Annotated in this window: 17 protein-coding genes; 11 read left to right on the forward strand and 6 right to left on the reverse strand. The window is 72.7% G+C overall.

Annotated features, from left to right (window positions below):
- The first annotated feature begins 21 nt into the window (after window positions 1–21).
- Complete coding sequence (locus COUCH_RS08070; protein WP_249611453.1) at window positions 22–2,535, forward strand: glycosyltransferase; 2,514 nt, start codon at window positions 22–24, stop codon at window positions 2,533–2,535.
- A gap of 70 nt (window positions 2,536–2,605) precedes the next feature.
- Window positions 2,606–3,643 carry an O-methyltransferase gene (locus COUCH_RS08075; protein ID WP_249611454.1) on the forward strand — a complete coding sequence of 346 codons (1,038 nt, stop codon included), beginning with the start codon at window positions 2,606–2,608 and terminating at the stop codon, window positions 3,641–3,643.
- Between the two features lie 73 nt (window positions 3,644–3,716).
- Here COUCH_RS08075 and COUCH_RS08080 read toward each other — a convergent pair whose 3' ends face one another.
- From COUCH_RS08080 to COUCH_RS08095, 4 genes are all read right to left on the reverse strand, one after another.
- Complete coding sequence (locus COUCH_RS08080) at window positions 3,717–4,208, reverse strand: CAP domain-containing protein (RefSeq protein WP_249611455.1); 492 nt, start codon at window positions 4,206–4,208, stop codon at window positions 3,717–3,719.
- 236 nt (window positions 4,209–4,444) lie between these two features.
- On the reverse strand, window positions 4,445–6,526 hold the full coding sequence (locus COUCH_RS08085; protein WP_249611456.1) for an acyltransferase family protein: 2,082 nt from the start codon (window positions 6,524–6,526) through the stop codon (window positions 4,445–4,447).
- 5 nt (window positions 6,527–6,531) lie between these two features.
- On the reverse strand, window positions 6,532–7,779 hold the full coding sequence (locus tag COUCH_RS08090) for a nucleotide sugar dehydrogenase (protein WP_249611457.1): 1,248 nt from the start codon (window positions 7,777–7,779) through the stop codon (window positions 6,532–6,534).
- A gap of 27 nt (window positions 7,780–7,806) precedes the next feature.
- Window positions 7,807–9,624, reverse strand: coding sequence for a stealth family protein (locus COUCH_RS08095; protein ID WP_249611458.1), 1,818 nt, complete (start codon window positions 9,622–9,624; stop codon window positions 7,807–7,809).
- Window positions 9,625–9,862: 238 nt separating this feature from the next.
- Between COUCH_RS08095 and COUCH_RS08100 the strand changes: the two genes are divergently transcribed.
- The 3 genes from COUCH_RS08100 to COUCH_RS08110 all read left to right on the forward strand — a co-directional run bounded on the left by COUCH_RS08100 (window position 9,863) and on the right by COUCH_RS08110 (window position 13,044).
- Window positions 9,863–10,135 (forward strand): hypothetical protein, encoded by a 273-nt coding sequence (locus COUCH_RS08100; protein ID WP_249611459.1) that lies wholly within the window; start codon window positions 9,863–9,865, stop codon window positions 10,133–10,135.
- A gap of 64 nt (window positions 10,136–10,199) precedes the next feature.
- Window positions 10,200–11,759 carry a signal recognition particle protein gene (ffh, locus tag COUCH_RS08105; protein ID WP_249611460.1) on the forward strand — a complete coding sequence of 520 codons (1,560 nt, stop codon included), beginning with the start codon at window positions 10,200–10,202 and terminating at the stop codon, window positions 11,757–11,759.
- Window positions 11,760–11,967: 208 nt separating this feature from the next.
- The gene (locus COUCH_RS08110) at window positions 11,968–13,044 is read left to right on the forward strand and encodes an amidohydrolase family protein (protein WP_249611461.1); all 1,077 of its coding nucleotides are present in this window, start codon (window positions 11,968–11,970) and stop codon (window positions 13,042–13,044) included.
- Here the strand turns inward: COUCH_RS08110 and COUCH_RS08115 are convergent.
- Window positions 13,041–14,426: a PQQ-binding-like beta-propeller repeat protein gene (locus COUCH_RS08115; RefSeq protein WP_249611462.1), complete on the reverse strand. Its 1,386-nt coding sequence runs from the start codon at window positions 14,424–14,426 to the stop codon at window positions 13,041–13,043. The genes COUCH_RS08110 and COUCH_RS08115 overlap by 4 nt on opposite strands.
- Window positions 14,416–14,925, reverse strand: coding sequence for a SigE family RNA polymerase sigma factor (locus COUCH_RS08120; protein ID WP_249611463.1), 510 nt, complete (start codon window positions 14,923–14,925; stop codon window positions 14,416–14,418). Before COUCH_RS08120 ends, COUCH_RS08115 begins: the two co-directional genes overlap by 11 nt.
- Window positions 14,926–15,001: 76 nt before the next feature.
- Between COUCH_RS08120 and proS the strand changes: the two genes are divergently transcribed.
- The 6 genes from proS to rimM all read left to right on the forward strand — a co-directional run bounded on the left by proS (window position 15,002) and on the right by rimM (window position 19,262).
- Window positions 15,002–16,408: a proline--tRNA ligase gene (proS, locus tag COUCH_RS08125; RefSeq protein WP_249611464.1), complete on the forward strand. Its 1,407-nt coding sequence runs from the start codon at window positions 15,002–15,004 to the stop codon at window positions 16,406–16,408.
- The gene (locus COUCH_RS08130; RefSeq protein WP_249613619.1) at window positions 16,405–17,058 is read left to right on the forward strand and encodes a DUF402 domain-containing protein; all 654 of its coding nucleotides are present in this window, start codon (window positions 16,405–16,407) and stop codon (window positions 17,056–17,058) included. Before proS ends, COUCH_RS08130 begins: the two co-directional genes overlap by 4 nt.
- A gap of 43 nt (window positions 17,059–17,101) precedes the next feature.
- On the forward strand, window positions 17,102–17,731 hold the full coding sequence (locus COUCH_RS08135) for a hypothetical protein (protein ID WP_249611465.1): 630 nt from the start codon (window positions 17,102–17,104) through the stop codon (window positions 17,729–17,731).
- 195 nt (window positions 17,732–17,926) lie between these two features.
- A complete protein-coding gene (rpsP, locus tag COUCH_RS08140) occupies window positions 17,927–18,445 on the forward strand; it encodes a 30S ribosomal protein S16 (protein ID WP_249611466.1) in 519 nt (172 codons plus the stop codon).
- Complete coding sequence (locus COUCH_RS08145; RefSeq protein WP_014447131.1) at window positions 18,423–18,680, forward strand: RNA-binding protein; 258 nt, start codon at window positions 18,423–18,425, stop codon at window positions 18,678–18,680. Before rpsP ends, COUCH_RS08145 begins: the two co-directional genes overlap by 23 nt.
- A 15-nt stretch (window positions 18,681–18,695) precedes the next feature.
- Entirely contained in the window at window positions 18,696–19,262 is a 567-nt protein-coding gene (gene rimM / locus COUCH_RS08150; RefSeq protein ID WP_249613620.1) for a ribosome maturation factor RimM, read from the forward strand.
- Window positions 19,263–19,265 lie beyond the last annotated feature (3 nt).

Genomic DNA, 19,265 nt, shown 5'->3' on the forward strand with positions numbered 1-19,265 from the left:
AGCGAAGAGGTCTGTTGCCGCATGGGGGATCCAGCCGGTCTGCTCGACGACTACCTGAGGGTCGCCCGGTACCACGTACAGCGGGCCGTGCCGCCGGTCGCGATCCGGTTGCGGTCGCTGGAGATGCGGCGGCTGCTGGGGTACACGGCGCTGCGGGACACCGGGACCACGTACGAGGAGCTGCTGGCGGCCGCGCGTGGCGGTGACACCGAGTGGCTGCGGCGGATCCGCGCCGACGTCCGCCCGTCCGTGATCGCCGGGCTGGCTCAGACCATCGCGTTGCAGGACATGCTGCCCGGCGACCGCGACGACGCGCTGGCCCTGTACGAGCTGGTCCGTACCGCGCTCGGGGCCCCGGCCGTCCCGGGCGCCCACCAGGGGCTGCACGCCCAGCTGACGTACACGTGGCGGGGTGCCGCGGCGGCCCGCGAGCTGCTGGCGGCGTACCCGGACATCAGCGCGGCCATCCGCACGGACCTCGAGATGGACGTGGCCAACCCGTTCACCGGCGACGACGGCGTGCCCGTGGCGCCGTGGCTCGCCGCGTTCCAGCGGCTGATGCCGAGGCCGTACCCGGCGCTCGAGCCGGCGAACGGCCTGCCTCCGTTCGACCGGCTGACGGCCGCCGCCGAGGCCGCACCCGTCGAGGAGCCGCACCGGATCTCCGTGATCGTCACGGCGTTCCACCCCGACGAGGGCCTGATCACCGCGGTCCGGTCGATCCTCGCCCAGTCCTGGCGCAACGTCGAGGTGATCATCGTCGACGACGCCTCGCCGCCGGAGTTCGACGAGGTGCTGCAGCGGGCCGTGGCGCTGGGCCCGCGGATCCGGCTGGTGAAGCAGTCGTCCAACCAGGGCACGTACGCCGGCCGCAACGCCGGGCTCGACGCCGCCGAGGGCGAGTTCGTCGCGTTCCAGGACTCCGACGACTGGTCCCACCCGCGCCGGCTCGAGCTGCAGGTCCGGCCGCTGCTCGAGAACTCCCGCACCGTCGCCACGACCAGCGACGGCCTGGCGGTCACCGAGCATCTCGTGCTGACCCGCCCGGCGGTACGCCGCGGCCGCTTCAACCCGTCGTCGCTGATGTTCCGCCGCCAGGTCGTGATGGACCGGATCGGCTACTTCGACCGGGTCCGCAAGGCCGCCGACTCCGAATACATCGGCCGGATGCGGGCGGTCTACGGCGAACGGGCGGTACGCCACGTCGAGTCCGAGCCGCTCGCGCTGATCCGGCTGTCGCAGGGCTCGCTGTCGCGGTCGGAGATCCGGGCGTACTGGATGCACCCGGCTCGGGTCGCGTACTCGTCGGCGTACCAGCAGTGGCACAGCCGCATCGCGGCCCGGGCGGCGAAACCCCACCTGCCACGGGACGGCGGCGAGCGGCCGTTCGCCGCGCCCGGCCACCTCCGGTACGCCCGGGGCGAGGCGCCGCCGCTGCCGGAGTACGACGTGGTGATGGCCGGCGACTGGCGGTTCCTGCAGGGCCCGCAGCTGTCCGCGATCGAGGAGATGCGGGCGCTCACGGACCGGGGGCTGCGGGTCGCCGTGCTGCACCTCGAGTCCGGGCGGCCGTTCGCGCGGCGCCGGCACGCGCTGTGCGACCCGATCCAGAAGATGATCAACGCGGGCCGGGTGGACCAGGTGCTCACCGGCGACGTCGCCGAGGCCGCGCTGCTGATCGTGCGGCACGCCGCGGTGCTGCAGTTCGCGCCGGGTGACGAAAGCCTGCTGCGTCCCCGCCAGGTGCTCGTCGTCGCCGACCAGGCCCCGGTACGCCGCGACGGCCTCGACCACCGGTACGAGCCGCAGGCGTGCACGCGCACGGCGGAGCGGCTGTTCGAGGCGCCGGTGTTGTGGTGCCCACAGGACCCCGAGGTGCGCTCGGCGCTGCGCGCGGACGAACCGTGGATCGAGCTGACGCCGTGGGACATGCCGACCGTCGTGGGCACCGAGCGGTGGGCGGCGGTCCGCGACGGCGCCACCCGGGACACGCCCGTGGTCGGCACCGACCTGTGCGACCAGGGGGTGTGGCCGCGCGACGCCCGGGAGTCGCTGTACGTGTACGACGACCTGGCCCGGGTGGACGTGCGGCTGCGGTTGCCGGACTGGCCGCGTACGGACTTCAGCCTGGGCGGCCCCCGTGCGCACCTCGTCTACGAGGCAGCGGACCTGAACCTGCGGACGTTCCTGCACCAGCTGGACTTCTACCTGCACTTCCCGCACCCGGAGGCGGTGGAGACGTTCTCCCGGCCGGCCCTGGAGGCGGCCGCGCAGGGGTGCGTCGTGGTGACGCCCGAACGGCACGCGGCCATGTTCGGCGATGCGGCCGTCTACTGTGCTCCGTCCGAGGTGGCGGGGCTGGTGAAGCGCTACGCCGCGGACCGGGTGCTCTTCGCCGAGCAGAGCCGCCGCGCGCGGGCCGTCGTGGCGAAGGCCCACCACGCCCAGCCGTACGTGGACCGCATCGCCGGCCTGGTGCACGCGCCCCGGACCGTCGCGCCCGCCCAGCGGCTCCCGGAACCTCAGCCGGCGTAGGCGTAACGGGCGGCGGTCGCTGCCGTTAGGGAACGTGTCGAAGACGGCGAACAACGGAGGTTCTGCGCAGATGAGTGGCCTGACCAGCGTCGGTGGCCGGCTGGCGGTCCGGCTGCGGAGCCTGACCCGCCCGCAGGCGGTCGTCCTCATGGTGGTGCTGGCGGTCGTCGCCGGCATCTGGGCCGCGGCCGCCACCGGGCACCAGGGCCTCGCCACGTCCCTGGTCGCCGTGCTGCTGCTGGGCGTGCTGCTCGGCGTGCTGCACCTGTCGCGGTGGATGGGCGGGCTGCACCGGGCGAACCAGGCCGCGAACCGCGACCTGCGGGTCGTCGTCGAGCAGATGCAGCGCCGCGTCGTCGCCGCCGTGGAGAAGGAACGGCTCGCCGCCGGCGACCGGCACCAGGAGCTGACCCGCAGCCTCACCCGCGGGCTGCGGCAGAACGGCCACGGCACCGACATGCTGCTGCGCGCGCAGAGCCGTGAGATCGAGGCGATGTTCCAGCTGTTCGGTGAGTTCACGCCGCGCGCGCCGATGCCGTCGTCGGGCGATTTCGCGCTGAACCCGACGGACCTGCTGGAGTTGCTGCACATCGTGCGGCTGCGCCGCCCGCAGCTGGTGGTCGAGCTCGGCAGCGGCACCTCCACGGTGTGGCTGGCGTACGCGCTGGAGAAGATCGGCGGCCGGCTGGTGTCGCTCGACCACGACGCCGACTACGCGGGGCGTACCCGTGACCAGTTGGACGCGCACGGGCTCTCCGGGGTGGCCGAGGTGCGTACCGCGCCGCTGAGCGACATCGTCGTGGACGGCAAGAGCTACCGCTGGTACGACGTGGAGAAGCTTGCCGACCTGCGCGGCATCGACCTGCTGCTGATCGACGGCCCGCCGACGGCCACCGGGCCCGACGCGCGGTACCCGGCGATGCACGCGCTGGAGAACCGCCTGGCGCCGGTGGCCACGGTGGTTCTCGACGACGCGAACCGCCCCGACGAGCAGGACGCCGTACGCCGATGGACCGAGAACGTCACCGGCCTCACCGCCGAGCCGCAGCGGCTCGGCCGGCACGTGGTCATGTCGTACTCGCGCAGCGGGGCGGCCGTACCCGCCTGAGCGGAAAAGGACGACCGGCCGGCATGCGGGGGCATGCCGGCCGGTCGCCTTTTTCGGGGGAGGGAAAGGCTTGTCAGCGCGAGCCGAAGTCCTGGGTGTAGTACGGGGTGCCGTTGGCGGCGTAGACGACGCCGACGGCGAACGTACGGGCGCCACAGTCGAGCAGGTTGGCGCGGTGACCCGGCGAGCGCATCCACGCGTTGACGACCTCGGCAGCGGTGCGGTAGCCCCACGCGATGTTCTCGCTGCGCGGAGCGGTGTAGCCGGCCGCCCGGTCACGGCTGATGAACGTGGAGTTGCGCGCGCCGGTGTGGCTGAACACGCCGGTGGTGGCCATGTACTTGCTGTGGCCGCGGCTGGCCCACAGGAGGTTCGCGTTCACCCGCAGCGCCCGGCAGCCGGCCTTGACCCGCTGCTGGTTCGACAGGGCGACGACCTGCGTCTGCAGCGTGGAGGTGGAGACCACGGCGGCTTCGGCCGGGGCCGCCACGGTGACCAGGCCGGCGAGGGCCGCGGCGGGGATCAGCGCGAGGGTGGCGAGGCGACGGACCAGGGTCTTCGGCACGGGACAACCTTTCGGAGAACTCCGCCCCGGCGCTTGTTCGCCAGGTACGCCATTCCCTTCGGAAGTCCGGTGGGGTGCGCTGATGCCGTTTCAGGTGCCTTGGTGTGAGGGGAGAGTTGCCGCCCGGGTGCCTGCCGTACTCCGGTCTCGACAGTGGTCGCCGTCCGGTTGCCGTACGGGTGCGAAGAGGCCCGGCGGATGACCGCCGGGCCTCGTCACGCGGGTGTTCGCGGGTGTCAGGACGATGCGAGCGCCGCACCCAGCTGCGGGGCCAGCAACCGGCTGTACGCCGTGGTGATGTGGTGCTGGTCCCGGTACACCAGGATGTCGCCGACGATCGGCGGGCAGGTCGTCGCGGTGCAGAACCACGGCACCGGGTCGATGACCGTCGCGCCCTCGGCCCGCGCGGCCGCCGCGATGAGCCTGCGCCGGACCGGCTCGGCCAGCGCGCCCACCCGGCTGCGCCCGCACTCCGCGGGACGGTCCATGTGCGCCGACAGGCATTCCGGCGTGGGCCCGTTCTGCCACGGGGTGTCGCTGATGAAGTAGACGTCCGTGCCGGGTGCGGACACCGCGCGGATCGACCGCTTCCACGCGGCGACCCAGGCGTCGTCCTGCGAGCCGGTCACCCCGAGCAGCTCGTTGCTCGGGTACGTCGAGCCCATCACCACCTTCGCCGGGTGCAGGGAGCGGACGTAGTCCCAGGCGTCGTGGCGCCACTGGACGCACTCGGTGAACTGGCGCTTGAGCTGCGGCAGGTAGATCATGCCGTCCGCCGCGGTGCACGCGCTCTTGGTCACCACGACGAGCTTCCAGTGCCGCTGCAGCGAGGCCGCCTCCAGCGCCGGGAACCAGTGCCCGGCGTGGGAGTCGCCGAACAGCACGACCGTGGTGGGGGAGCTGAGGTCGCCGTACGCGCAGGGCTTCTTGACCGTCGGGTCGTCGAAGGCCTGGGAGCAGCCCTCGCTGTAGTAGCGCGGCTTGTCCTTCATCGCCTTGTCCAGCGGGGGCGTCAGGTTCGCGGGCACCGCTGGGGCGTTCACGCTCGCCGCGATCGCGGCGGACAGGTCGCCGGGGTCGAACGTGGCGGGATTCAGCGCGGCGGCGCGGTAATTGCTCGTCCCGCCCAGGTGCGTGGCGGACACCGTGATGGCGAAGCAGAGCCCGGCGGCGAGCAGCGAGAGCCCGAGGCCCACGCCGATGCCGCGCCACGGCCGGTTCTGCAGGACGGCCAGGTGGCGTACGGGGTTCTCCACGAGCGCGTACGTCAGCGCCGCCAGCGCCAGCGCACCGATCGCGGCGAGCACGTTCTCCCAGGAGGCCAGCGGACGGCCCACCGCGTACGGCGCGATCAGCAGCACCGGCCAGTGCCAGAGGTACCACGAGTACGAGAGCCGCCCGATCGCCTGGAGCGCCGGCAGGCCCAGCACTCCCGCCGGCCGGCCGGTGCCACCGGCGATGACCGCGGCGGCGCCGAGCACGGGCAGCACGGCCGCGTACCCCGGGAACGGCGTCTCGGCGGTGTACAGCACGGCGGAGACGGCGATGGCGGCGAGCCCGGCCGGGACGAAGGAGCGCGGCAGCTTCACCGCGCCGACCGCGAGCAGCGCGCCGGCGCCCAGCTCCCAGGCGCGGGTGTGCGCCCCGAAGTACGCCCACCCGGCGTTGTGCTGCGTCTGCCACAGCGAGAGGGCCAGCGAGCCCACGGTCAGCACCGACAGCACCGTGCCGAGCCGCCGCGCGCGGCCACTGCGGACGAACAGCAGGATCAGCAGCGGCCACACGAGGTAGAACTGCTCCTCCACCGCGAGCGACCAGAAGTGCTGCAGCGGCGAGGGTTCCGCGTCGGCGTTCAGGTAGTCGGTGCCGACGGCCGCGAGCCGGTAGTTCATCGCGTACATCGTGGTGTGCAGGGCGTCGGAGAGGATCCCGCTCAGCCGCAGCGGCGGAAGCCACAGCGCGGACGCCGTCACCGTCGCGACGACCACGACCGTCGAGGCGGGCAGCAGTCGCAGCGCCCGGCGGGCGTAGAAGCGCGGGATGGACACCGTGCCGCTGCCGCGCGCCTCGCGCAGCAGCAGCCCGGTGATGAGGAAGCCGGAGATGACGAAGAAGACGTCGACGCCGACGTAACCGCCGGAGATCAAGGGCAGACCACAGTGGTACGCGACCACGAGGAGCACCGCGACCGCGCGCAGCCCTTCGATGTCACGGCGGTGCCGGGGAGGCCTGGCCGGCGCGACCGGCGTACGCGCCCGTGCCCCTGCCGCGTGCTTGCCGGCGCGGTGCTGAGGGACCGCGGCGGGCGCGATGCTCATCTCGGTCACAGCCGGTGCGCCTCCCGGCTGGTGGTGACGCCCCGGGTGTCGAAGAAGCGCTTGGCGATGCCCGCCAGGTGGTCGGCGTCGTACTCGCGGTGGTGCTGCACGAGGATCACCAGGTCGGCGGCCGCGGCGGCGCCCTCCAGGTCGTCGGTGCGCGGCACGCCCCACTCGGTGACGTACGGGTCGTGGAACGTCAGCACCGCACCCAGCGACGCGAGCTGACGGGCCAGCGGGGTGGCCGGCGACTCGCGCTGGTCGGCGATGTTCGGCTTGTACGTGACCCCGAGCAGCAGAATCTTCGCGCCGTGCACGGCCACCCCGTCGGCGTTGAGCAGGTTCTGCGCGCGGCGGGCCACGTACGCCGGCATCGTGGCGTTGATCTCCTGCGCGAGCTCGACGAAGCGGAACGGGTAGCCGAGCTTGCTGCGGACGTTGTGGCTCAGGTAGTTCGGGTCGATCGGGATGCAGTGGCCGCCCACACCCGGGCCGGGGTAGAAGGCCTGGAAGCCGAACGGCTTGGTGGACGCGGCGTGGATGACGTCCCACAGGTCGATGCCCAGCTCGTGGCAGAACCGGGCCATCTCGTTGACCAGCGCGATGTTCACGTGCCGGTACGTGTTCTCCAGCAGCTTCGCCGTCTCCGCCTCGCGGGTGCCGCGGGTGCGCACGACGGTCTGGATGAACCGGCCGTAGAACGCCTCCACCCGGTCCGTGCACGCGGAGGTGTACCCGCCGACGACCTTCGGGGTGTTGTGCGCGCCGAACCGCTCGTTGCCCGGGTCGATGCGCTCCGGCGAGAACGCGACGTGGAAGTCGACGCCGGCGGTGAGGCCGGACAGCTTCTCCAGCAGCGGGCGTACGACGTCGTCGGTCGTACCCGGGTAGGTGGTGGACTCCAGCACGACCAGCATGCCGGGCCGCAGGTTGCGGCCGACCGCCTCGGTCGCGCCGGTGACGGCCCGCAGGTCCGGCCCGTCGCCCTCGGCCAGCGGCGTCGGCACGCAGATGACCGCGGTGCCCGCCTCGGCGATCCGGGCCTCGTCGGAGGTGGTGCGGAACCCGCCGGCCACCATCTCGGCCACGTCGGCGTCGGACAGGTCGTCGACGTGCGACCGGCCGGCGGCGAGCGCCTCGACCACGGCCGGGTTGACGTCGAAGCCGAGCACGGACATGCCGGCCCGGGTGGCCTGCTGCGCGAGCGGCAGCCCCACGTACCCGAGGCCGAGGATGACGACGTCGAAGCTCACGAGAGAAGTTCTCCTTTGCAGGGCCCGTCAGGCGACGGGCGAATTGGTGGCGGCCGGACCGCCGGCCGGCTGGGCCGGCACGGCGATCTCCGGCGCCCGCTCGGATGCGAGGGCCGGGCCACGGTCGACCTGGGTCAGGACGGCGGCGGGCGCGCGGCGCGGGCCGCTCAGCTCGTACGGCGAGGCGAACGGCAGGTACGCGGGCAGGAACTCGTTGAGCAGCGCCGCCTGCTCGGCCGCGATGGCCGCGTCGGAGTCGGTGTCGTTGAGGCAGAACGCGTCGAGGTTGCGGTGGCGCAACATGCCGGCGAGCCGGAACGGGGTCGACGGGCTGGCCAGGTTCGCGTACGCGTACGCGATCGTCCCCGGCGCCGCCCGCCCGGTCAGGTAGGCGTAGTACTGCTGCAGCGACGACAGCAACGAGATGTCGTCGGGGTGGCGGAACTGGTGCGAGGCGGTGGCCTCGACGTACTCGCCGAAGCGCTGTTCGATCTCGGCGATGACGCTGCGCCGGGACGGGTGCGGGGTGTGCATCATCTTGCGGGTCAGCACCCGGCCGAACGCCGTACGGATGAGCTCCCGGTTGTTCTTGCCGGCCGAGTCCGCCGGCGGGTCGTCGGGGCGGCGCGGGGCGGAGTCGACCTGGGCGTTCGACGGGAAGAAGCGGGTCAGGCCGCCGGGGGTGAAGAAGAGGTCCGGCGTGACCGGCCGGCCCAGGAACACGTCGTCGTTGAGGTAGAGGAAGTGCTCGCTCAGGCCGGGGATGCGGTGCAGCCGCGACTCGATCGCCTGGGAGTTGAAGGTGGGCAGCCGGCCGGTACCGCCGAAGATCTCCCGGTGGCTGACCACGGTGATCCCCGGGTGCGCGGTGTCCAGCCAGTCCGGCACCTGATCGTCGGTGACCAGGTAGATGTGGTTCACCCAGGGCGCGAAGCAGTGCAGGGACCGCAGCGAGTAGCGCAGCTCGTCCCGCGAGGTGTACCGGGCGTCGTTGCAGGCGAGCTTGCTGGCCTCGTCCAGCCACCCGTTCTCCGCGAGCGCGGCGGCCTTGCGGGCCTGCCACTGCGGGTCGCCGCCGTCGACCCAGGTGTAGACCACGTCGATCGGGAAGCCGATCCGGTCCGGGCTGGGCAGCGTGAAGATCTGCCGGGTCCGGTACGGGGTCCGGTCGGCCGGCGAGCTGAACGGGCCGAACGCCGGCTCGGGGGCGTCCACCACCGGCTCGTCGAGGGCGATGACGTCGGCGATCGGGTTGCGCCGCGGCCCGGCGAGCATGCCGTCCCGCTCGGTCCAGAACTCCACCTCGCACCCGAAGTCGGTGCCGAGCACCAGGCTGCCGTCCGGGTCGGTGACCGGCCAGGACACCTTCACCACGTCCGCAGCGCCGGCCTTCTTCGCCCGGCGCGGCTTCACGACGTCCAGCCGGCCCTCGGTGGTGGCGGTCAGGTCCTCGAGCAGCCGGGCGACGGCGGGGCGGTCGGTGGCGCGTACGGCCACCGCGGTGGTGCGCAACGCCCGGGTGGGGATGCGGAACCACTCGATGCCGGCCTCGTCGAGCGCGGCGACGACCCGGTCGAGGTTCTGCCGGCGTACGCCCACCGGGCTGGCCGCCGGGTCACGGTGAGCGGTCACGCGGCCCCGGGCCGTACGGACGCGCATGGTCGTCCCGTCGTCCCGCCGCCGGGTGAAGGGCAGCCGCGGTGGGGGGGACAGCAGCACGAGCCTGCGCGCCACGCTGAGGCGCCGTTCTTCGGCGATGTGGGGGAGCACCCGGTACTGCATGCTGCGCAGGACGCGGGAGCGGACCTCCCAGGGCGCCATTCGCAGGATCCGCCGTAGAGGCACGAGCTCGTCCTTCCGCCGGATGTCGTTCGGGGCCGATCGGTCAGCCGCCCGGTTCCTGTGCCTCAACGGAGGGATCTGCCGGTTGGTTGCGGTCGATGTGGGCTTTCCGGACATCTGTGCTATGCCGAGTAACGCCTGATATCAGCGGTATACCGCGGTTTCCCCGGGCGGCGCGGCGGAACGGCCGGGTCCCACCCCTACGGGGCCGCCCTGATGCGCCGGCTTGCGTGCGGGGCGCATGGTGGACAACGGGCACCCCGAGGAGGACGACATGGGCAAGGCAGTGGCATATCTGGTGGCGATGATCGCCGGAGTGGTCGTCGTGGGCTGGGTCGCGATAGCGCTCCTGCACGCGCTGATGGGCGCGCTCTCGTACCTGGTCGTGGGCGCGATCGTGGTCGGCGGCGGCGTCTACCTGTACGGCAGGGCGAAGAAGGGGCTCGCCCCGGGCACCCGGACCCAGCGGCGGATCGAGGCTGCGGCGAAGACGTACCGGATGCGCAACCGGTGAGGGTTCCGGCGGGCGGCTAGGCTTGCTGGCATCTCCTCCCCACCGACCAACGGGAAGTTGTGCCGTGTTTGACACCTTGAGCGACCGCCTCTCCGGGATCTTCACCAAGCTCCGGGGCAAGGGGCGGCTCACCGACGCCGACATCGACGCCACCGCGCGCGAGATCCGTCTCGCGCTGCTCGAGGCGGACGTCGCGCTGCCGGTGGTCAAGGCGTTCATCGCCAACCTCAAGGAACGCGCCCGCGGGGCGGAGGTCTCGCAGGCGCTCAACCCCGCCCAGCAGATCATCAAGATCGTCCACGAGGAGCTCATCGGCATCCTCGGCGGCGAGGGGCGGCGGCTGCAGTTCGCGAAGCAGCCGCCGACCGTGATCATGCTGGCCGGCCTGCAGGGTTCCGGTAAGACCACGCTCGCCGGCAAGCTCTCGCGCTGGCTCAAGGGCCAGGGCCACCAGCCTCTGCTGGTCGCGGCCGACCTGCAGCGGCCCAACGCGGTCAACCAGCTCCAGGTCCTGGCCGGCCGGGCCGGCGTCGACGTGTACGCCCCCGAGCCCGGCAACGGCGTCGGCAACCCGGTCCAGGTGGCCCGCGACTCGATCGAGCACGCCAAGCGCACCGCCAAGGACATCGTCATCGTCGACACCGCCGGCCGCCTCGGCATCGACGCCGAGATGATGCAGCAGGCCCGCGACATCCGCGACGCGGTCGACCCCGACGAGGTCGTCTTCGTCATCGACGCGATGGTCGGCCAGGACGCGGTCACCACGGCCGAGGCCTTCCGCGACGGCGTCGGCATCACCGGCGTGGTCCTGTCGAAGCTCGACGGCGACGCCCGCGGCGGCGCGGCCCTGTCGGTGCGGCACGTGACCGGCCAGCCGATCCTCTTCGCGTCCACGGGCGAGAAGCTCGAGGACTTCGACGTCTTCCACCCCGACCGGATGGCCAGCCGCATTCTCGGCATGGGCGACGTGCTGACCCTCATCGAGCAGGCCGAGCAGGCCTTCGACGAGGATCAGAAGGAGAAGATGACCTCCAAGCTGCTCGGTGGCGAGCAGTTCACCCTGGAGGACTTCCTCGACCAGCTCATCGCGGTGCGCAGGATGGGCCCGATCGCCAACATCCTCGGCATGATGCCGGGCATGGGCCAGATGAAGGACCAGCTGGCCGAGCTCGACGACAGCCACTTCGACCGGGTCACCGCGATCATCCGGTCGATGACCCCCGGCGAGCGCACCAACCCGAAGATCATCAACGGCTCCCGCCGAGCCCGCATCGCCAACGGCTCCGGCGTGACCGTCATGGACGTCAACCAGCTGCTCAACCGCTTCGCCGACGCGCAGAAGATGATGAAGCAGATGGGCGGCATGATGGGCCTGCCGGGCGCCGGGCGGCGCAAGGCCACCAAGAGCCCCAAGAACAAGCGCAAGGGCACCAAGGGTGGCAACCGGCCCCGCGTGGGCGGCGCCGGCATGCCGGCGGGCTTCCCGGGCGGCATGCCGCAGCTCCCGCCGGGCATGGACCCCAGCGCGCTGGCCGGCGGCCAGGGGATGCCGCCGGGGTTCAAGCTTCCGAAACTCGACTTCAACAAGCTCTCCAACCCGAAGCGCGACGACGACAAGCGCTGACGTCGCGCGACAACCAGTCAGTAGTACGGTGGGGTCACGGCGTCTGCATGGGGAGGATGCCGTGACCACAGCTCTGCACCGCTCGCCCGCAACTGCCCGGGTGACCTGATGGTGGGAGGTCGCCCTGGACCTGCGGGCGTGGACCGAGCACCGTGATCGGATGCGCTCCCGCGAGCGCGAGTGACCGCTCATCCGGTAGGACTGACGCATGGCTTTGCATGTGCGCGGCGTCGTCCTGCCCGAGGGTGAGCTCCGGGACCTGTGGCTGGTCGGCGACCGGGTGACGTACGAGCCGGTCGCCGGGGCGCAGACCGTCGCCGCCGAGGGCTGGATCGTGCCCGGTCTCGTGGACGCCCACTGCCACCTCGGCATCCGGTACGGCGCCACGCCCATCGAGAGCGTCGACGAGGCCCGTGAGCTGGCCGCCAAGGACCGGGACGCCGGGGTGCTGGCGCTGCGCGACGCCGGGTCGCCGTACCCGTATCCGGAGCTGGACGACGAGCCGGAGATCCCGCGTCTGGTGCGGGCCGGCCGGCATGTCGCGCCGACCCGGCGCTACCTGCGCGACATCGGCATCGAGGTGGACGCCGCCGACGTGGTGGACACCGTCACCGCGCAGGCGAAGGCCGGCACCGGCTGGGTGAAGCTCGTCGGCGACTGGATCGACCGGTCCGCCGGTGACCTGGCACCCTCGTGGGATGCCGCGACGATGGCCGCCGCGGTGGAGGCCGCGCACGCCGCCGGGGCGCGGGCCGCCGTGCACACGTTCTCCGAGGAGGCCGTGGCGCAGATGGTGCGGGCCGGCGTGGATTCGGTGGAGCACGGCACCGGGCTGTCGCTCGACCTGATCGACGAGATGGCCCGGCGGGAGACCGCGCTGGTGCCCACGATGATCAACATCCGGACCTTCGGCGGCATCGCGGATCAGGCCCGGACCAAATTCCCCGGGTACGCCGACCACATGATCGCCCTGCGCGACCGGTTCCCGTCGGTGGTGGCCGCCGCGCACGAGGCCGGGGTCCCGATCTACGTGGGCACCGACGCGGGCGGGAGCATCCGGCACGGCCTCGCCGCCGAGGAGATGCTGCTGCTGCACGAGGCCGGCATCCCCGCCGAGGACGTCCTCGCCGCGGCCTCGTGGCGGGCCCGCGCATGGCTCGGGTTCCCCGGGCTGGTGGAGGGCGGCCTCGCGGACCTGGTCGTCTACGCCGAGGACCCGCGCACCGACCTGCGCGTGGTCCGCGAGCCGCGCCGGATCGTCCTGAAGGGCCGCGTCGTCCGCTAGCCCGGCAGCTCCCACAGCCGCAGGCTCGTCGGGGTCGCACAGGCGAGCCGGTCGGCCGTACGCGCGCACGTTCCCGGATCCACCGGTACGGATCCCAGGGCCCGTACCCGGCCGTCGGCGGCCGTCACCGTGCTCAGCACACCGCTGGCCGGGAGGGTGACCAGCATGTCGTCGGTGAGCCAACCGGCCGGCGCCATGTCGCGCCACACCCGGTTGCCCTGCGCGTCGTGGAGCGCGTACCCGCCCTCGCCGCCGCCGACGAGGATCCGGCCGTCGCGCGCCTCGATCGTCTGCGCGGCGTGGGGTGCGGCCATCCGCCAGGCCTTGAGCCCGTCCGGGAGGTGCAGGGCGGTGAGGGCGGTGTTCGTGCCGTCCGGCAGGAACGGTTCGCCGCCGGCGTCGGAGCCGTCGAGCAGGCACAGCCGCAGCGTGCCGCACATCGCCAGGCCGGTCACCTGCCGCTGCTGCGGCCCCGTGAAGATCGTCCGGGACGGCAGGTCGCTGGTCACGTCGATGGCCCGGACACCGTACGAGCTCCCGGAGTTGTCCGCGCTGTAGAGCATGCGGCCGTCGGCGACCAGGTGGGCTTCCGGGCGCGGCGCGGCGGGCAGCGTCCGGATCACCTCGCCGGTACCCAGGTCCCGGACCAGCAGGGACCGCCCCTGGGTCAGCTGAACCAGGACCTCGCCGGGCGTGGACATGACGATCGTGCGCACGACGGGGTCGGCCGCCGGGGACGCCGTCCAGCGGTCCGAGCCGGTCACCCAGTCGAACGCCCGGGTCAGGCCGGTCCGCGCCGACACCGTGACGAGCCCCTGCCCGGTGTAGAGGACGTCGTCCGCGGCGGTGAAGGAGACATGCCAGCGCTCGCGGCCCGACAGCGGGTCGAGGACGTACGCCGACCGCTTCCCGGTCAGGTCGCCGCCGTTCTCCACCGTCACCACCACCGCCTGCGGCACCGCCACCAGCGCGCCGAGCCCCGCGAACCGGCCCAGCGAGCGCTCCGGCCAGGCGGGGGCCCCGGTGTGCAGGTCAGCGCCGGCCACGTGGATGCCGCCGGAGCGGTCCTCCCAGCCCGCGTACGCCCGGGCGGCGTCGACCGCGGTCAGGGTGATGCGCGCGGGAGAGGCGTACGCGAGGGGTGAACCGACCTCGGCGAGCGGGCCGCCACGGCTCACAGCGACCGGTGCGGGGCCGGCGTCGCGCAGCGCCGAGACACCCGCGCCGGCCCCGAGCGCGGCGACCACCGCGACCGCCGCCCCCAGCGCCCGCGTGCGGCTGCGCTCCAGGCCGCGGCGTCGTGCGGCCTCCGGAGCGGCCAGCGGCACGGCGTCGGCGTCGCGGCCGAGCGCCGCGAACATCTGGTCCAGGTCAGCGGGCATTGGGCGCTCCTTCGGGTACGGCGGGTGCGGCCCCGAGCGCGACGGCGAGGCCGGCCCGGCCGCGGGCCAGCCACGACTTCACCGTGCCCGTCGACGCCCCGGTCTCGGCGGCGATGTCGGCCACCGAGCGGTCGAGCAGGTAGTGCAGGGCGAGCGCGCGCCGGTGCGCCGCGGGCAGTGTGCGCATGGCCCGGACCAGCAGCACGGTGTCCTCCGACGGCGGGGCGACCGGGGCGGGCACGTTCACCGGGTGGGTACGCCGTACGCCCAGCCGCCGCCACCGGTCCGTCGACAGCCGGTTCACCACGAGCCGCAGCCACGCCTCCGGGTCCTCGTACGCCGACAGCCGCCGCCACCGCTGCCACGCCCGCGCGTACGCCTCCTGCACCAGATCCTGGGCTTCGCCGGGGTCGCCGGTCAGGCCGTACGCGTACCGCAGCAGGCGCCGGGACGTGTCGCGGTAGAACGCGTCGAACGCGTCCTCCGTTCCTGGTGTCATGAGCACCGCCTCTCATCCACAGGACACGGGATGCCCGCCCCGATGGTTGCGGGGGACGCGGCTAGGATGCTGCCTCATGGCTCGCGTGCTCACTCCCCGTGCGGAGGACTTCCCCCGCTGGTACCAGGACCTCATCGCCAAGGCGCGGATGGCCGACAACGGCCCGGTCCGCGGCACGATGGTGATCCGCCCGGCGGCGTACGCGATCTGGGAGCGCATGCAGGCCGAGATGGACGCCCGGATCAAGGAAGCCGACGCGCAGAACGCGTACTTCCCGCTGTTCATCCCGGAGAGCTACCTGAGCCGCGAGGCGCAGCACGTCGAGGGCTTCTCGCCGGAGCTCGCGGTGGTCACCCACGCCGGCGGCAAGGAGCTGGCCGAGCCGATCGTGGTGCGCCCCACCAGCGAGACGATCTTCGGCGAGTTCATGGCCAAGTGGATCGACTCGTACCGTGACCTGCCGCTGCTGCTCAACCAGTGGGCCAACGTGGTGCGCTGGGAGCTGCGGCCGCGCACGTTCCTGCGCACCACCGAGTTCCTCTGGCAGGAGGGGCACACCGCGCACGCCACCGAGCAGGACGCCCGCGACTACGCGCGCCGCATCCTGCACTCGGTCTACGAGGACTTCATGGTGAGCCTGCTGGCCATCCCGGTCGTCCCGGGCCGCAAGACGAAGGGCGAGCGCTTCGCCGGCGCCACCAACACCATGACCCTCGAGGCCATGATGGGCGACGGCAAGGCCCTGCAGATGGGCACCTCGCACGAGCTCGGGCAGAACTTCGCCAAGGCGTTCGACATCACGTACACGTCGCAGGCCGGCGCCGTCGAGCACGCCTGGACCACCTCGTGGGGCAGCACCACCCGCATGATCGGCGGCCTGATCATGGTGCACGGCGACGACAGCGGGCTGCGGCTGCCGCCCCGGCTGGCGCCGGTGCAGGCCCAGGTCATGGTGGTCAAGGCCGGCGAGGGTGTCACCGAGGCGGCGGCCAAGCTGCGCGACGAGCTCAAGGCCGCGGGCGTACGGGTGAAGCTCGACGACCGCGCCGACGTGCCGTTCGGGCGCCGGGCGGTCGACGCCGAGCTGCAGGGCATCCCGGTGCGCATCGAGGTGGGTCCCCGCGACCTGGCCGCCGGCAACGCCGTGGTGGCCCGGCGGGTCGACGGCACCAAGACCCCGGTGGCGCTCGCCGAGGTCGTGAGCCTGGTGACCCGGGCCCTCGACGAGGACCAGCAGCGGCTGTTCGACGCCGCGCTGGCGCACCGCGAGGAGCGCACGGTCGACGTGAAGACCCTGGGCGAGGCCATCGAGGCCGCCCAGACCGGCTGGGCCAGGGTGCCGTGGTCCGCGGTCGGCACCGAGGGCGAGGCCGAGGCGAACGGCAAGGCGGTCACCGTCCGCTGCCTGCTGCGCCCCGACGGGTTCGTGCCCGAGTCCGACGACGAGCCGGACGTGCAGGCGATCCTGGCCCGCGCGTACTGATGTTCGCCCCGGGCCGCACGGTCCTCTACCGCAACATCGACGGGCCGCGGCTCGCGTCCGTACGCCCCTGCCGGGTGATCTCCGACGACGAGCGCGGGCTGCTGCTCTGGCTGGCCCGCGGCTCGGCGGTGGTCCTCGAGATGGCGACCGACGGCCGCGGCATCCGCGACATGCCGTTCGCCGAGTGGATCGGGCTGAGCCATCACGTGGTCCCGGCCACCTGGCAGGGCCCGAGCCTGCTCAAGTTCATCCCGCGGGACGCCGACCACTCGGTCTGGTTCTTCCGTGACGACGAGGACCGCTTCAAGAACTGGTACGTGAACCTGGAGGAGCGCGCCCTGCGCTGGGACGACGGGCACCTCGCCGGCGTGGACGTCATCGACCAGGACCTCGACATCGTGGTCCGCCCGGACCGCACCTGGGAGTGGAAGGACGAGGACGAGTTCACCGAGCGCCTCGCCTTTCCCGGCCACTACTGGGTCCACGACGAGGCCGCCGTACGCGCCGAGGGCCTCCGCGTGGTCAAGGCGATCGAGGCGGGGGAGTTCCCCTTCGACGGCACCTGGACGGACTTCCGCCCGGACCCGTCGTGGCCCGTGCTGACGCTGGTGCCCGAGGGCTGGGACCGCCCGCCCGTTCCCCGCCCCTGACCACGGGGCAGCGGCGCCCGGCCAAGATCCGTACGCTGCCCGGGTGACCGCACCATCCCCCGTTGCCGCGGACGTGCTGGCCGGCTGGGACCCGATCTCGCGTCCGCCCCGCCGCACCCTCTCCTGGCTCGCCCTGCTTCTCGTCCTCGCCGGTTGCGGCTACGCCTACGAGGTCGGCCGCGGCCTGATCGAGGCCCGCTACCCGGCGTTCGCGGGCGACATCTGCCCCGCGGTGGACGTCCAGCCGATCTTCAAGGCGCTGCCCGGACCCATCGACCCGCCCACGGACCACCCCATCGACGGTGAGACCCCCGGTGAGGGAGTCCGGCGCCGCTGCCGGTTCGCCATCACCGGCGCTGACGGCGTCACCCCGCGCGCGATGGGTGAGATGACCGTCACGCGCTACCCCTATGCGCCCGTGGCGCAGCTGTTCTTCTCGATGGACCGCAGCCAGGCCTCCGGGTCCTCCTTCGCGCCGAAGGACGTCCGGGAGGTGGCGGCCCTCGGCGAAGAGGCCTTCGCGCTGGAGGACGGCGACGGTTCCTTCCAGGTCGCCGCCCGGGACTCCAACCTGACCATCGACCTGCAGCTGGTCGTGGCCGGTGACGTCGGGGCCGACCTGGCGCGTACCCTCGGCGACGGCGTGCGCAGCTCGCTGCGGCGGCTCGGCTGAGCCCGTTCCGGCCCGATTGGGAGCGCGGGCAAGTCGTCTGGCAGAATGGTTAGCTGGTATCCGGCACGCGTGAGGCGCCCTCTAACCCTGATCGCGTCGCCAGTCCACGAACCTAACCAGTTCAGAGACATCGGTCCCGCATCCCCACGTGGGTTCCGTCGGCTCACCCACGTAATCATCAGGAGCGAAACAACCGTGGCCGTAAAGATCCGGCTCCTGCGGATGGGCAAGATCCGCAACCCGCAGTACCGCATCGTCGTCGCGGACTCGCGCACCAAGCGCGACGGCCGTGCCATCGAGTACGTGGGCATCTACCAGCCCAAGCATGACCCGTCGGTCATCGAGGTCAAGAGCGAGCGCGTGCAGTACTGGCTCTCGGTCGGCGCCCAGCCGAGCGAGGCCGTGCAGCGCATCCTCGAGAAGACCGGCGACTGGCAGCAGTTCAAGGGCCTGCCGGCCCCGCCGCCGCTGCTCGTCGCGCCGGAGAAGGCCAACCGCCAGGCCGCGTACGAGGCCGAGGCCAAGGCCGCCGCCGGCGTCGCCGACACCCCGGCCGCCAAGCCCGCCAAGAAGGCCACCAAGGTCGCCGCCGCGCCCGAGGCCGCCGAGGCCAAGCCGGCGCAGACCAAGGCCGCCGACCCGGCCGAGCCCAACCGCGAGGCCGTCGCCGAGACCGCAGAGGACCCGGCCGGTGCCGGCGCCGACGCGAGCTGACGGGGCGCTCCGGCCCGCGCTGGAGCACCTCGTCAAGGGCATCGTCGACAACCCGGACGACGTCCGGGTGCGGCTGGTCGACTCGCGCCGCGGCAAGCGGCTCGAGGTCCGTGTGCACCCCGAGGACCTGGGAACGGTCATCGGGCGTGGCGGGCGGACGGCCAAGGCGCTGCGTCAGGTCATCGGGTCGATCGGTGGGCGCGGCATCCGCGTCGACATCGTCGACGCGTACTGATCGTCGTCCGCGATGCTGCTGGTAGTCGGTCACATCGGTAAGCCCCACGGCATCCGTGGGGAGGTCCTCGTGACTGTCCGGACCGATGAGCCAGAGGCGAGATTCGTCGCCGGAGCGGTGTTCACGACCGAGGTCCCCCGGGACCGCCGGGTGAGCACCGGTCCGGCGACCGCCGCCCCGCAGGGGGCGCGTTACCAGGTGCCGGACAAGCTGACCCTCGAGTCGCTGCGCTGGCATCAGGGCCGGGTCATCGCCCAGTTCGAGGGCGTGCACGACCGCAACGTCGCCGAGGAGCTGCGCGGCGTGCTGCTGCAGGTCGACAGCGCCGAGGTCGAGCCCCCGGACGACCCGGACGAGTTCAACGACCACCAGCTCATCGGGCTGTCCGTGGTCTCCGTCGACGGCGCCGAGCTCGGCGTGGTCGACCGCATCGACCACGCGCCCGCCTCCGACCTCATCGTCATGACGAAGGCCGCCGGCGGCACCGCGCTCATCCCGTTCGTCAGCCAGATCGTGCCGACCGTCGACCTGGCCGGCGGCCGCGTCGTCGTCGACCTGCCCGAGGGCCTGCTCGACCTCTAAGAG

Origin of the sequence: Couchioplanes caeruleus (assembly GCF_023499255.1) — a bacterium.
Taxonomy (GTDB): domain Bacteria; phylum Actinomycetota; class Actinomycetes; order Mycobacteriales; family Micromonosporaceae; genus Actinoplanes; species Actinoplanes caeruleus_A.

Coding starts and splice junctions, on each gene's coding strand:
- COUCH_RS08110 (WP_249611461.1), top strand. CDS start 11,968: ATGGCTTTGCATGTGCGCGGCGTCGTCCTGCCCGAGGGTGAGCTCCGG.
- COUCH_RS08100 (WP_249611459.1), top strand. CDS start 9,863: ATGGTGGACAACGGGCACCCCGAGGAGGACGACATGGGCAAGGCAGTG.
- COUCH_RS08115 (WP_249611462.1), bottom strand. CDS start 14,426: ATGCCCGCTGACCTGGACCAGATGTTCGCGGCGCTCGGCCGCGACGCC.
- COUCH_RS08075 (WP_249611454.1), top strand. CDS start 2,606: ATGAGTGGCCTGACCAGCGTCGGTGGCCGGCTGGCGGTCCGGCTGCGG.
- proS (WP_249611464.1), top strand. CDS start 15,002: ATGGCTCGCGTGCTCACTCCCCGTGCGGAGGACTTCCCCCGCTGGTAC.
- COUCH_RS08085 (WP_249611456.1), bottom strand. CDS start 6,526: ATGAGCATCGCGCCCGCCGCGGTCCCTCAGCACCGCGCCGGCAAGCAC.
- COUCH_RS08120 (WP_249611463.1), bottom strand. CDS start 14,925: ATGACACCAGGAACGGAGGACGCGTTCGACGCGTTCTACCGCGACACG.
- COUCH_RS08070 (WP_249611453.1), top strand. CDS start 22: ATGGGGGATCCAGCCGGTCTGCTCGACGACTACCTGAGGGTCGCCCGG.